The 12,763-nt window shown below is 44.7% G+C and carries 12 protein-coding genes and 5 tRNA genes; 16 read left to right on the top strand and 1 reads right to left on the bottom strand.

Annotated features, from left to right (window positions below):
- Nucleotides 1-111: 111 nt before the first annotated feature.
- The 15 genes from T541_RS0116245 (at nucleotide 112) to sdaAA (ending at nucleotide 8,700) form a co-directional block, all read left to right on the top strand.
- Nucleotides 112-184: transfer RNA gene (locus T541_RS0116245), tRNA-Asn, on the top strand.
- Between the two features lie 58 nt (nucleotides 185-242).
- Nucleotides 243-314, top strand: a tRNA-Glu gene (locus T541_RS0116240).
- Between the two features lie 6 nt (nucleotides 315-320).
- Nucleotides 321-394, top strand: a tRNA-Ile gene (locus T541_RS0116235).
- Between the two features lie 38 nt (nucleotides 395-432).
- Nucleotides 433-505: transfer RNA gene (locus T541_RS0116230), tRNA-Val, on the top strand.
- A 58-nt stretch (nucleotides 506-563) separates the two neighbouring features.
- A tRNA-Leu gene (locus T541_RS0116225) sits at nucleotides 564-649 on the top strand.
- 155 nt (nucleotides 650-804) lie between these two features.
- Nucleotides 805-1,164, top strand: a complete 360-nt coding sequence (locus T541_RS0116220) for an HD-GYP domain-containing protein (RefSeq protein ID WP_155839557.1) — start codon at nucleotides 805-807, stop codon at nucleotides 1,162-1,164.
- A 45-nt stretch (nucleotides 1,165-1,209) separates the two neighbouring features.
- Nucleotides 1,210-1,830, top strand: a complete 621-nt coding sequence (locus T541_RS0116215; protein WP_026653646.1) for an MBL fold metallo-hydrolase — start codon at nucleotides 1,210-1,212, stop codon at nucleotides 1,828-1,830.
- A gap of 257 nt (nucleotides 1,831-2,087) precedes the next feature.
- Complete coding sequence (locus tag T541_RS20050) at nucleotides 2,088-3,023, top strand: glycoside hydrolase family 43 protein (protein ID WP_051538314.1); 936 nt, start codon at nucleotides 2,088-2,090, stop codon at nucleotides 3,021-3,023.
- A 321-nt stretch (nucleotides 3,024-3,344) separates the two neighbouring features.
- On the top strand, nucleotides 3,345-3,674 hold the full coding sequence (locus tag T541_RS0116205; RefSeq protein ID WP_026653645.1) for a PadR family transcriptional regulator: 330 nt from the start codon (nucleotides 3,345-3,347) through the stop codon (nucleotides 3,672-3,674).
- 4 nt (nucleotides 3,675-3,678) lie between these two features.
- A complete protein-coding gene (locus T541_RS20045; protein ID WP_051538313.1) occupies nucleotides 3,679-5,043 on the top strand; it encodes an FtsW/RodA/SpoVE family cell cycle protein in 1,365 nt (454 codons plus the stop codon).
- Nucleotides 5,044-5,256: 213 nt separating this feature from the next.
- Nucleotides 5,257-5,430, top strand: coding sequence for a hypothetical protein (locus tag T541_RS0116195; protein WP_155839556.1), 174 nt, complete (start codon nucleotides 5,257-5,259; stop codon nucleotides 5,428-5,430).
- A 291-nt stretch (nucleotides 5,431-5,721) separates the two neighbouring features.
- A complete protein-coding gene (locus T541_RS20040; protein ID WP_051538312.1) occupies nucleotides 5,722-6,012 on the top strand; it encodes a hypothetical protein in 291 nt (96 codons plus the stop codon).
- Nucleotides 6,013-6,112: 100 nt separating this feature from the next.
- The gene (locus tag T541_RS0116185; protein ID WP_026653643.1) at nucleotides 6,113-6,547 is read left to right on the top strand and encodes a hypothetical protein; all 435 of its coding nucleotides are present in this window, start codon (nucleotides 6,113-6,115) and stop codon (nucleotides 6,545-6,547) included.
- Nucleotides 6,548-7,048: 501 nt separating this feature from the next.
- Nucleotides 7,049-7,717 (top strand): L-serine ammonia-lyase, iron-sulfur-dependent subunit beta, encoded by a 669-nt coding sequence (sdaAB, locus tag T541_RS0116180; protein WP_026653642.1) that lies wholly within the window; start codon nucleotides 7,049-7,051, stop codon nucleotides 7,715-7,717.
- Nucleotides 7,718-7,818: 101 nt separating this feature from the next.
- Nucleotides 7,819-8,700: an L-serine ammonia-lyase, iron-sulfur-dependent, subunit alpha gene (sdaAA, locus tag T541_RS0116175; protein WP_026653641.1), complete on the top strand. Its 882-nt coding sequence runs from the start codon at nucleotides 7,819-7,821 to the stop codon at nucleotides 8,698-8,700.
- An 84-nt stretch (nucleotides 8,701-8,784) separates the two neighbouring features.
- Here the strand turns inward: sdaAA and T541_RS20900 are convergent, their stop codons facing one another.
- Entirely contained in the window at nucleotides 8,785-9,807 is a 1,023-nt protein-coding gene (locus T541_RS20900) for a glycosyltransferase family 2 protein (protein ID WP_051538311.1), read from the bottom strand.
- Between the two features lie 463 nt (nucleotides 9,808-10,270).
- Between T541_RS20900 and T541_RS20030 the strand changes: the two genes are divergently transcribed.
- Nucleotides 10,271-12,763, top strand: a 2,493-nt coding sequence (locus T541_RS20030) for a DUF6531 domain-containing protein (RefSeq protein ID WP_034467669.1), incomplete at its 3' end; no start/stop codon positions are given.

Below are 12,763 nucleotides of genomic sequence, written 5' to 3'. Positions count from 1 at the left end.
AGGGCTTATCCAAAAGATAGGTGTATAGAAATAGGATTTAGATATTCAGTGTTCGGTTTTGAAGGTACAAAAGGTACCATGCACTGCATGGTATTTTGTGTATTATCATAATCCTCAATAGCTCAGTCGGTAGAGCATTCGGCTGTTAACCGAAGTGTCGTTGGTTCGAGTCCAACTTGGGGAGCTTATCAAAGAGAACTTTGATGACGAAGAGACTGTTACTGAAAGAAATGGTCGAATAAGGCTCCGTGGTCAAGCGGTCAAGACATCGCCCTTTCACGGCGGTAACACGAGTTCGATTCTCGTCGGAGTCATTTTCAGGAGCTTTAGCTCAGTTGGTTAGAGCAACCGGCTCATAACCGGTCGGTCCCGGGTTCAAGTCCCTGAAGCTCCACTACGGTCATTTTTAATGACTAGCATTACCCAGTATATGGGGTCTTAGCTCAGCTGGGAGAGCATCTGCCTTACAAGCAGAGGGTCACAGGTTCGAGCCCTGTAGGCCCCATTAACGCGATATGTGTAGTGCATATCGCGTATTTTTTACCAAGCTAAATATGGTAAATGCCGGCGTGGCGGAACTGGCAGACGCCCGGGACTTAAAATCCCGTGGGTAGTGATACCCGTACCGGTTCGATCCCGGTCGCCGGCAGTAAAGAGAAGCAGATTTGCTTCTCTTTTTTTTGATTAATATGTAATGTATAATGGTTAACAATAGAGGATATATAGATGATATTAGATGCATTACAATATTATTGGCAGCGTCTTATTTTTGGACGCGAAATGAGATGGATTATGTAGTAGCCCATGCAAACTCTATGGATAGACATGCTGGCTATAGTTGCTACTATACTATACGCAGCCTTTGCAAAGCTAAGCCTTAAAGCCTACAAGGAGCAGTCACAAAAGCTAAAGTACTTGGAAGAACTTAAGGAAAGTCAGAGAAATATTATTCAGAAGTTCTCAGAGATTTCTGAGGCTAAGAGTGGTGAGACTGGTCAGCATATCAAACGAGTTTCTGAGTATTCAGCAATTCTTGCTGCTAAATGTGGATTATCAGAAAACGAAGTAGAAATGATTAGCACAGCCTCTATGATGCATGATGTAGGAAAGCTTTTGATTCCTAGGGAAATAATTGAAAAGCCTGGTGTTCTTTTGACCAGATAAAAGAAATACAACAGCAATTCTCAGACTAAAATTTGGAGCTTAAGTATGAAAGACATAAATGACGTGATCAGTTTCCTTCCTTGCTCGGAGAATCCGCTTTCTGCGGATGTTTACGTGATAAAGGGAGCGGAATATAGCTATATAGTTGATGTGGGGAGCTGCGATGAGGCATATAATATTGTTAGCTCTTTTGACAGGAAGAAGATTATAATAACTCACTTTCATGATGATCATATGAAGAATCTGGCCAGGATCCGGGTCAGGGATGAGGATTTGTATATTGGTGACCACACCAGGAAGGTGTTGGAGGCGCCTGTGTATAGGGAGCTGGAGGATAAGAAGGGGACCGTGGTTACCGAGATGGTTGAGATTCAGGATGGGGTTAACATCAAGATCTATCCTGTGCCTAACAGTCATGCCAAGGGAAGCCTTCTTGTGACGGTTAATGATGAGTACCTGATTCTGGGGGATTCCTACTACTGTAGCGCCAAGGGGTATAATGTGTCTCTTTTGCATGATGAGATCAGGCTGTTAAAAGAGATTTCTTTTGACAGGGTGATCATGAGCCATTCCGAGGAGATTCGTGGAAGGGATGAGGTGATTGCTGAGCTTGAGAGTTACTATGATAGACGAGAGAAGAACAGTCCCTATATCAAAGTTTTTTAATTACGCAATATTTGAGCAGCATATCTTCAATTGTGAAGAGAGTGCTGCTTTTTTTATTTGTATAATGTTTGACAGATGGCTAGTGCATTAAGACTTGAAAAACTGGGCTGTTAGCAAATTGATAAGTGCTACACAGATATTGCAAATATCATTAGCTGAATTTATTGAGGTGAAGTATTGTGTCAAATAGGCGAAAACTGATATTGATTTTGGTGGCATTGGCCATAGCGGCAAGCATGATACTATGGAGGAAGGACATGATGAGTAAGACATTTGAGAGTAGGACAAATCCGATAATTAAGGACATTTACACGGCGGATCCGGCGCCAATGGTGTATGGGGACAGGCTATATCTTTTTACCACCCATGACGAGGATGAGCTGGTGAATGATTTCTATACCATGAATGACTGGAGGTGCTTTTCCACGGAGGATATGGTGCATTGGACGGATCATGGGTGCATCTTTTCGCTGGATGATATTGAGTGGGCGGATAGCAGGGCCTGGGCGCCACAGTGTATCGAGAGGAATGGGAAGTTCTATCTGTACTGCCCTGTGCACAAGAAGAATGGCGGAATGGCAATAGCTGTGGGCGTTGCGGATAAGCCTGAGGGACCTTATACAGATCTGGGACATCCTCTTGTGGACGAGGGGGACTGGAATGATATTGATCCCACGGTTTTCATTGATGATGATGGGCAGGCGTATCTGTACTTTGGTAATCCGGAGCTTAGGTATGTGCTGCTTAATGAGGACATGGTTTCCTATAATGAGGAGGTGGGGATCTGCAAGATTCCTATGACTGAGGAGGCTTTTGCCAAGGGAAGCCATGATACTGGCACTTCCTACGGAGAGGGTCCTTGGTTTTACAAGAAAGATTCCTTGTACTACATGGTTTACGCAGCCTTTGGAGTTGGTAAGCAGAATGAGCATCTTGCCTATTCCATATCCACTGCGCCCACCGGGCCTTGGAAGTATGGCGGCGTTCTCATGACTGAGGAGGGTGGCGTGTTTACCAATCATCCTGGAATCGTGGACTTTAAGGGACATTCATATCTCTTTTACCATACTGGTGAGCTGCCTGGGGGAAGTCTGTTCCACAGGAGCGTGTGCGTAGCGGAGTTTGCGTACAATGCGGATGGAACGATTGATGTGATTGGGAAGTGTAGTGAGATTGCGGAGATTACCGATTAATGTTATCTGCAAGTTTAGTGGGATTGCAGAGATTAGATGAATATGGGCTCGCAGCTGAGAGGCTGCGTGTTCTTTTTTATTCAATAGGAAATTCCTTTGGATTTCCTATTGAATAAAAAGCGCTCCGCTAAGGATGCGACTGGTGCGCAGATGAATTTTGCAAGCTGAAGCTTGCGCGCACCAGCGCGCAAAGAGTCGCGAGCGACTCTTTGTTCTGTATGGATATAGGAGATGTTGACAAATAGCTGTCTTGACATATATCGGACATCGATATAGTATATAGATAAGCGATATATAGGTTGTCGATATAAGGAGGTAAATATGGCTGTTGATAAAGCTCTTTTAACAGGTAGTATGACAATGCTGGTGCTAAAGCTCCTGTCTGAGAAGGATATGTACGGATACGAGATGATAGATACTCTCAGGCAGAGGTCCCAGAATGTGTTTGAGCTGAAGGCAGGGACGCTGTATCCGCTGCTGCATGGGCTTGAGGAAAAGGGGATGCTGAAGGTTTATGTGCAGGAGTACCTGGGCAAGATCAGGAAGTATTACAGCATTACCAAGGAGGGCAAGAAGCTTCTTAAGACCAAGACCGAGGAGTGGAATGAGTATTCTGGTGCGGTGTTCAGTGTTTTAGCAATGGAGGGATGACGGAATGGAGGAGTATATTAAAAGGCTCTTGGAGCAGGTGCGCTTTAGGAAGGCTCATAAGGCTATTGAGGACGAGATCAGGGTCCACATGGAGGATCAGATAGATGCCAACATGGCAGAGGGCATGGACAGGGATGTTGCGGAGAAAAGAGCTGTGGAGGACATGGGAGATCCTGTGGAAGTGGGAGTTGCCATGGATAGTGTTCACAGACCTCAGATGGCATGGGGAGTTGTTATCATTGCAGTGGTGATAGGCATTGCCAGTATTTTGGTGCATGAGCTTATTGTGAAGGATGCGGCGCAGGGCCAGGATTTGGCACTTCATGCGCTGGGAAGTTATATCTTTTACCTGAAGGTGCTGATGGGACTGGGCGCCATGGTGCTGGTGTATCTGCTTGATTATACAAGGATTGCCAAGTACGCGAAGGTAATTGCGGTGGTCATGTTCGTGATGCTGACTGCAGGTGTGTTTACGATCAGGTTAAACGGCGCCATCACCTATTTGAGATTTGCTGGCGTCAATGTGCTGGCATCTGCGATGGTGATGCTGTATGTGCCTTTGTATGGAGCGATTTTGTATAAATACCGCGGTGGCGGGGCGTTTGCGTTTATTAAGGCTCTTTGCTGGATGGTGGTGCCTGTGATGATAGTTGTTAGCTGGCCCCAGCTGATGGTGGCTGTTGTGCTGGTGCTGACTATGACTGTGCAGCTGACCATTGCAGTGGCTAAAGGCTGGTACAAGATTCCTGTGAAAAGAACTATCGCAGGACTTTGGGCTTGCGTAACCGTGCTGCCTGTGACAGCTCTTTTGCTTGCTTACAAGGGAGGGCTCCTGGCGGACTATCAGATTAAGAGAATCAGAGGCATATTGTACATGGATTATGATGCAAGCTACGTGACAAGGCTTGTGCGCTCATATTCTGATGTGAATCTGGTGGGCGGTTCAGGGCAGGAGGTGCTTGGTAATCTTCCTAACTGTAACAGCGAGTTCCTGCTTACTTATCTGGCAAACAAGCTGGGTCTGGTGGCGGTTATAAGCCTTGTGGCTTCTGTTTTTGCGGTGATAATTATGGGATGTCTTTTTACCGTTAGAAGTAAGAACCAGCTGGGCCTTGTGATGGGCGTTGGTTGCATGAATGTGCTGCTGGTGAACGGACTTGTTAATATGTGCGAGAATATGGGGATTCTGCCTTATACTTCTTCTTTTATGCCGTTTTTCTCAGCTGGCGCAAGCAATATTGTACTTGCATATATCTTTTTAGGTGTTATCCTTAGTATCTATAAGTACAGAGATGCATATCCGCAGCATGTTGATGTGAAGATTCGCGGAAGAATCAAGATTGGAAATGCGGAGATTGTGAAGAATTAATTCATTAGACAACCTTGTCTAATCGCATAAATACGACATTTCTCGCTTTGTGTCGTGTAAGTGCGAGGTGGATTTTTTTATTCTGTGATAGAAGGGTGACGACCGAATCCGGACTTGCTGCGAGTCGGGAGAGGTGTCATCTATAACGCAGCGGTGAAGGCTGGGGCCTTTGAGTATCCAAGGAAGGGCCAGAATACGGTTAAAAGAGATTTAATGATCAGTGTAGTTTGTGCCTTTGTATTTTCAGTGGTGTTATTCCTGGCGGTGAGAGGCGCAGACCAGGTGGCTGCTGTGAGGTTTGCAGTGGGATTCTTTGTGGTGATGGCTGGTGTGTGCTTTGCGGTGCTAAGGGTGCTGGCGGCCATGTCTGGGAAGAATGAGAAATGATTTGAGTTTTTGTGGAGAAGAGCTGCGGCGCGCGGCTCTCTTTTTTGTGATATAGGAAATTTCTCCGAAATTCCTATATCATAAAAAACGCTCCGCTATGGATGCGCACTACTGTGTATGACATTTCACTAGGCTCGAAAAAACCTCGCCAAGTGATCTGCACATCGCGCGATAGGTAAATGCTGCATAAATGCAACCGCGCTTGGCGCGAGCATGTTGCAAGCAACATGCTTTCTTGGTTTGCACATGTGATATGATAATGAAAACAAATTTGTGGGGCTCAAGATACTTATGAATGATTTAAGTTGGATGAAAATAGATTTTGCACCTGGGAAAATTACATGGATGACCACGGATGCTGATTATAGGCAAGAAGACATGCTACAGGTGGAGTTTCCGGGAAGTGTGATTCTTGATATGGGCTGGTATGAGGGCACAGGCAGTTATAAGATTCTTGTGGTTAGGGACTATAACTGGGATTCGCCGGTCTATTCTGTTAGTACCGCGGATGAAAAACAGTTAAAAGAACTCTTAGAACATGGCAGAGACTGGATTCTTGATAATTGTGATGTAAAGAACTAATAATAAATACTTGTTGGAATGCTGGATATATCTATCTGAATGATTGATAGATACTAGAATTATTCTGAATAATGTGTATAGCATAGTGTGGAGAATTAAAATGGCTAAGGAAGCATATTTTTTAATAGATTGTGAAAGAACTTCAGAAAGTATCGGAGAGGTGATAGCTCTTTTTAACAGGGCTGGATGGAAATGGGCCAATAATGATGGGAATGTAGAATATGTCCCAGAGGATGATGATCTCTACGAGTGGACAGAGAAGAGTATCAGTGAAGAAGAGCTCATGGCCTATGTTCTGGATAAGGAGAAGGCTGGGCAGCAGGTGGTACTGCATCTATTTGATGAGCAGTCTGATGCTGGGGTAACCTTTATTGCTAAGAGTACAAAGGAAATCATGCTGGGACTGGACATCAATGTCAGAAGGAATGTTGACGGAAGTTTTGACCGTGGCTGGTATGATGAGAATCTGATTGCCCGGGTGAGGCAGCAGGGGTGCGGAATTGACGGTATTGAATATCAGGAATATGAAGGGTGACTTGGGAAAGCAATAGGTTTTGGCATTGTATGCTGAGAGATATGTTCATCTTGAAATTTTAATTTGTGTTATATGGGATGTGTTTGAAGCATCCCTTTTTTATTGTTTGTGTTATTTGGGATTAACAAATTAGTGAAAATTGTGATGAGCCATAAAGTTAGAAAATGTTTTTGGGGTGATTACACATCCTGAAATTATAGCATTTATCATTTGGGATGAGCTGAGCACATCCTTAATTCATGAGTTTTCAATTTTGGGATGTGTAGGATGCATCCTAAAATCACATTACGCTCAAGATGGGATTAAATATATAAAGAATCAGGGCTTGAGTTTGCTACAGAATCGGTTTTATCAAGAACACCCCAACTTGGGTTTTGTCATGTACAAAAATAGGGTAAGATATTAATGGAAGCGCCATGGCGACGATAAAAGAGATCAATAAAACCTGTGTGGATGTGTGAAAGCCGCCGTGGTATACTGTTCTTCTGTGAGGTTTAGGATATGAATGTTTTTGATATTATAGGGCCGGTGATGATCGGGCCTTCAAGTTCCCACACTGCAGGCGCAGTAAGGCTTGGCAGGGTTGTGAACAAGTTAATAGATGACAGGAAACTTAAGAGAGTTGAGATTACACTCTCTGGTTCTTTTGCCCAGACCTATAAGGGACACGGCACGGACAGGGCGCTGATGGCGGGGATTATGGGCTACAAGAGCTATTCGCCGGAGATCAGAGATGCCCTGAAAATCGCGGACAAGCGGGGAATCGAGTACTCTTTTAACAAGGAGAATATCAAGGGGGCTCACCCTAATACCGCCCGGATTCACTACTATCTTGAGGATGGCAGCGAGGGAGTGATGCAGGGAGCCAGCATTGGCGGAGGCAACATCCTGGTAAAGCAGATAAATGGCATGGATGTGGACTTCAACGGCGAGAACAACACGATTCTTGTTATGCACGAGGACAAGCCTGGCGTTATTGCCAGCGTCACCAACATGATGCACTGGGAGCATGCAGAGCTTAACATTTCCAATTTCCGCTTGTCCAGGCAGGAGAAGGGCGGAGAGGCCATCATGACCATCGAGATAGACAATGCTCCGCCGGAGGAGCTGGTGGAGGAGATCCGCGGAATCGAGCACGTGCTGAACGCGATCCTGATTCGCCGCGTGTGATGTGTGAATATCTGTGAATGCAGATGTGGATAAGAGCGCTGGAAACCAGTATAGATGTGGATAATACTGAACAATTTAGATTTGGATGAGATAAAAGAACTATGATCAAGTACGAAAGTATCGAAGAGCTTGTAACAGAAGCTGAGAAAAGAAATATAAAGATAAGCCAGCTGGTGCTGGAGGATCAGGCTAAGACCATGGAAGTTTCAGAGCTGGAGCTCTATGAGAAGATGGAGCTTAGCTTTGAAGTTATGCAGCAGTCGGTAAAAGACGGCATGAAGAAGGACCAGAAGTCCATGTCAGGCCTTACTGGCGGCGAGGGCTACCTGATGAACCAGTACGTGACTGATAAGGACGGGGGTCTGTGCGGAAACCTGATGTCCAAGGCTATTGCCAGGGCTTTGTCCGTGGCAGGCTGCAACGCCTCCATGGGTAAGATTGTGGCTGCGCCAACGGCCGGAAGCTGCGGAATTCTGCCGGGATGCCTTGTATCTTTGTACGAGGACAGGGGCTTTGACAAAAGAGCTATCATAATGTCCATGTTTACTGCCGGGGCGGTAGGTATGGTGGTGGCTGCAAGGTCCAGCATTGCGGGAGCCCAGGGCGGATGCCAGGCAGAGTGCGGAAGTGCAGCAGCTATGGCGGCAGCAGCTCTTGTTGAGCTTATGGGTGGAACTCCTTCCCAGTGCGCGGATGCCTGTGCCATGGCGATTTCCAATCAGATGGGTCTTGTATGTGACCCAGTGGCCGGCCTTGTGGAGATTCCTTGTGTAAAAAGAAATGTCTCAGGTCTTGTGATTGCATATTCCAGCGCAGATATGGCTCTTGCAGGGATTGGCGCCAAGATTCCGGCAGATGAGTGTATAGATGCCATGAGAGAGGTAGGAGACGCGCTTCCTGCCTCATTAAAAGAAACAGCTGGCGGTGGACTTGCCACAACGCCAACTGGACGTAAACTACGAGATAAAGTTTTCGGAAATTGAGATTGGCCCCAATGCGACTTCAGGGTAGTTGTCGTGATGGACGCTTGTCGGCAAATAAATTGTCGTGATGGGCGGTTGGCTGCATCAGTTGGTCTTCTTGTCGTAAGCGTTGATGACCAGCTTAGCAAAGGTTATAAGAACCGGGTTAGGATTCTTGATGCAGGAATAAAGGAGCTTGTTAGCTTTAGAGGTGATGACTACAGGAGTAGTTGTCACCTTTTTACGTATGTCCTCACGAAGGAAGATCTCTTTTACCCTGCTAACTGTGCCGCCTTCTGGGCAGCGAAGCTCATTCTTAAGCACCAGCAGAAGGATCATGATGTATTCCTTATCTAGCTGAAGTTTGCCGCTTGAGATTCCTTTGGCCTCAAGAATACCGCGGAAAGTCTTGTCAGTAAGATCAAGATTCTCAAGAAGCCTTGGGTCGTAGGCGTGGACAATGGAACCTTTAACCAGCCTATAGTGGTAGAAGTATCCTTCTTCCACAATTACAAGGCGCTTGCAGTCGCAGAGACATGGAAGAGTAATGTTCACGTCTTCGCTCATGCGGATCTTTTCATTGCAATACTTGATGTTATCAAGGATGAGCTTCTTTGATATAAGCTTCATGCAGCGGGACATGGTAACTGGGCGAACCTCATTGCCAAGGAGATTATCGCGGATAGAATCAAGCTCTTTTTCCATATAGGTGCCTGGCTTAAGAGCCTGAGTCTCCTTGCGGCGCTCGCCAGCCTTCTCCACAATGTAGTTACTGGAGATGATCTCGCAGTCGCTAAAAGAGCTGTCAGTGTAGTTGTACAACTTCTCAGCCATATCAGTATCTACCCAGTCGTCACTGTCGAGGTAACACAGATAATCAGATGTGGCCTGCTTAGAGCCCTCAATCCATGCGGACATAAGGCCTCCGTTCTCCTTGTGAATAACCCTGACACGTGAATCCTTCTGGGCATACTCATCACAAAGCGCCGGACTCACCCCATCTGTGGACCCATCATCAACTAAGAGAATCTCCAGATCCTCAAATGTCTGCCCCAGCACCGACTCCATGCACTCTGGAAGGTACTTCGCTGTATTGTAAACTGGAATTATATATGAAATCTTGGACATTTTGTTCTCCGAATAGTGTTAGATTTGTTGTGAGTTCTTTTACCATAATAACACAAAGTGCAAGTTATTAATTAAAAGATTTATAGAGCAAATTTGGTTGCTTTATGGATATCTTTGTTGAAATTTCGAGAAATCGATGATTTTCAGCATTGTGTGGGGCATACTTACATAGTTGTAGTTATTGATGGCTTTGGTATTATTTCATAGAAAGCTATACATTATTACGATTCGTAAAAAATGTATAGTTTTATTTTTACTATTTGGTGAAAATAGAGAAATATGGCGAATAATTTTAAGAAATATTGAATTATTTTTACAGAACGGTGTAAAATTAGTCTTGCGTTTTTTGTTGGGTGAAATATTTTTTGTTGGCACTGGGGAGTGTCAATTATATATAGAGCTGGCGCTATTGCTCTCTTTTTAACACCATGAAAAACAGTAATTGGTCAAGGAGGACACGGTAGTGTCAGAAACAGGAGCAGGAAAAGGGTATTCAGAGGGGGATGTAATAGAGTGGAACCACAAGAAGATCGCGGACTATTTCGCTGAGTGTGGAAAGATCTATGATACATTTGAAGATAGTATAAATGAAGTAAGTATTGCGCTTAATGATTTCGTTAATGATGGAGAGCACAGAGGACCAGAGGCTGAGTCCGCCAAGTCCTTTGTAAGCGAAAGACAGCTCCAGGCAGTTGAAGAGGCAATCTATTCGATTGAGCACCTTCACGGCATGATGGAGGGAAGTAAGCTTTCAGATGAAATCTCTCTTTTGGATGACTTTAATGAGAAGGTTGATGCAAATGAGAATGCAATCGTTAAGAGTCAGCATCTTGATAAGATTATCAAGGATTATACGGAATACAACAACGGTTTCAGAGAGGCTTCAGATACTATAAAGGCTGCCAGGGAAGCTTGTCAGGAAGCAATCGCTGGATGCTCTTTCCTTACATACACTAAGTTCACTGAGCCAAACCCGGAGCCAACAAAGAATTCATTGGAAGCCTTTGTGTCTGTTGAGAGTGAAGACGGCTTTGTGCAGAAGTTTGAGAAAAAGTTCCTTGAATTTATAGATGAGCATAGCGATGACTTTACAGGCAGTGATTTCATGGCTATCTGCCCACAGCTTCTTGAAAATCTTAAGAACGTTAATGCGGCTTTGGGAGACGGCTCTTTTGACATAACCAGGTACGACGAGACCTTCCAGAACGTTAAATGGACTGACGTAAAAGATCTTATGAGCGACGAGATGCGCCAGAAGATCCTGAAGTACATGAAGGATTTCGGGCTCTACCTTAAGGGGTGCCTTGAAAAGTGCCAGGTCATCAAGTATGATCCTGTCAACATGAACAACGGTAACTACATCAACGACAGAACAGACATTACAGTTCCTGGAAGATTCCCTATTGCTTTCAGGCGTTTTTATAATGCCCAGAGTGAGAACAGCGGCATCCTTGGAATGGGATGGAGCTGCGTTTTTGATGGGCGTCTTCGTAAAGATGCAGATGGCGATATCAGACTGGCTACCTTTGATGGAAGAGAGCTTATCTTTGCCAAGACTAAGGTGAAAAATGAAGAGGTTTACTTTGAAGTTCACGGTGAAGAAGGCGTGCTGAGGGAGACTGCCACTGGGTGCGTAATCACAAGAGATGACAGTTCATATGATGAGTATGACCTTGATGGATTCCTTGTGGCTAGGGGTGATAACAACGGACAGCATACAAGGGTGGATTATACGGTTATTGATGTGGCTTCAGCTTCCATGGCGGTTCCTGTAAAGGTTGAGACTAAGGATGGAACAAGCCTTACACTTAGATATAACGAAGATGGCATTCTTGCTGAGATTGAAGACCATGCTGGAAGAAAGTGTGCTTTTGAATATGAGCTTAAGTCAGTAAACAAAGTTAATGCAGAGACTGGCGACGGTGCTGGATCCGATACATGTGAAAAAATCTATCTCCTTAAGTCAGTAACATATCCTAATGGATCATCCAGAGTCTATACTTACAATGATCAGGGTCTTATCTCCAGTGTTAAGAGTCCAGACGGCGTTGTAGCCCTTGAAAATGAATACGATTCCAAGAGACGTGTCATCCACCAGTCATTCCCAGATGGTGGTGAGATGTCTTATGAGTATGATGATGAGAACCACATCACAACTGCAACAGAGCAGAATGGTTGTAAAGTTCAGTATCTTTCTGATGAACTTGGAAGACATGTTGGCACAAGATATGTGGGTATCAGACCAGGTCAGATGAGTATGGACGAAACCTTGGAATCAGATACTTATGTTATCGAGGAGAAGTTCACTTATAACGACAAGAACCAGAAAACTACAGTAACAGACAAGAATGGTTTTGTTACAAGATATGTTTATGATCACAGAGGCCGTGTGCTTAGCATTATGGGACCTGAAGGCCTTCGTGAGACATTCTCTTACGACACTGAAGGTCACATGACTTCCAAGAAAGACTCTGAGGGTCATAAGTATAAGTACAGCTATGACCTTGAGGGGAATCTTTATTGTGTTAAAGACCCAGAAGGTAACAGAACTAAGTACGACTATGTAGAAGGAAAACTTGTTTCTACAAGAAACGGTTTTGGTAAAAAGACAAAGTATACCTATGATGAGAACGGCAACGTAAAGACCATTACAGAGCCTTCAGGTAGGATTACAACTTATGAATACGACGCTCTTGGAAGAGCCGTTAAGTCCATTGATAGTGAGGGCAATGTTACAAGCTATACCTATGATGCAGAGGGCAACATCACTTCAGTAACAGATCCTATGGGTAATGTCACAAGACATACCTACAACAAGGCAGGTCTTCTTACAGAGACAGTTAATCCGGATGGCACTAAGAAGACATGGCAGTACAACGAGATCGGTAAAGTTGCAGCTTTCACTGATGAAGATGGTCGTGTCACACGTATGACCTATAACACCATGTGGCAGGAG

This window comes from Butyrivibrio proteoclasticus P6B7 (assembly GCF_000622085.1).
Classification (GTDB): Bacteria; Bacillota; Clostridia; order Lachnospirales; family Lachnospiraceae; genus Butyrivibrio; species Butyrivibrio proteoclasticus_A.
The sequence above is the reverse complement of the archived record's forward strand: the minus strand, read 5'-3'. Positions and strand labels throughout refer to the sequence as shown.

Bases quoted from the DNA above. Each gene is read 5' to 3' on its own strand.
- T541_RS0116185 (WP_026653643.1), top strand. From the start codon at position 6,113: ATGGCTAAGGAAGCATATTTTTTAATAGATTGTGAAAGAACTTCAGAA.
- T541_RS20040 (WP_051538312.1), top strand. From the start codon at position 5,722: ATGAATGATTTAAGTTGGATGAAAATAGATTTTGCACCTGGGAAAATT.
- T541_RS20045 (WP_051538313.1), top strand. From the start codon at position 3,679: ATGGAGGAGTATATTAAAAGGCTCTTGGAGCAGGTGCGCTTTAGGAAG.
- sdaAB (WP_026653642.1), top strand. From the start codon at position 7,049: ATGAATGTTTTTGATATTATAGGGCCGGTGATGATCGGGCCTTCAAGT.
- T541_RS0116205 (WP_026653645.1), top strand. From the start codon at position 3,345: ATGGCTGTTGATAAAGCTCTTTTAACAGGTAGTATGACAATGCTGGTG.
- T541_RS20900 (WP_051538311.1), bottom strand. From the start codon at position 9,807: ATGTCCAAGATTTCATATATAATTCCAGTTTACAATACAGCGAAGTAC.
- T541_RS0116220 (WP_155839557.1), top strand. From the start codon at position 805: ATGCAAACTCTATGGATAGACATGCTGGCTATAGTTGCTACTATACTA.
- sdaAA (WP_026653641.1), top strand. From the start codon at position 7,819: ATGATCAAGTACGAAAGTATCGAAGAGCTTGTAACAGAAGCTGAGAAA.
- T541_RS0116195 (WP_155839556.1), top strand. From the start codon at position 5,257: ATGATCAGTGTAGTTTGTGCCTTTGTATTTTCAGTGGTGTTATTCCTG.
- T541_RS20050 (WP_051538314.1), top strand. From the start codon at position 2,088: ATGATGAGTAAGACATTTGAGAGTAGGACAAATCCGATAATTAAGGAC.
- T541_RS0116215 (WP_026653646.1), top strand. From the start codon at position 1,210: ATGAAAGACATAAATGACGTGATCAGTTTCCTTCCTTGCTCGGAGAAT.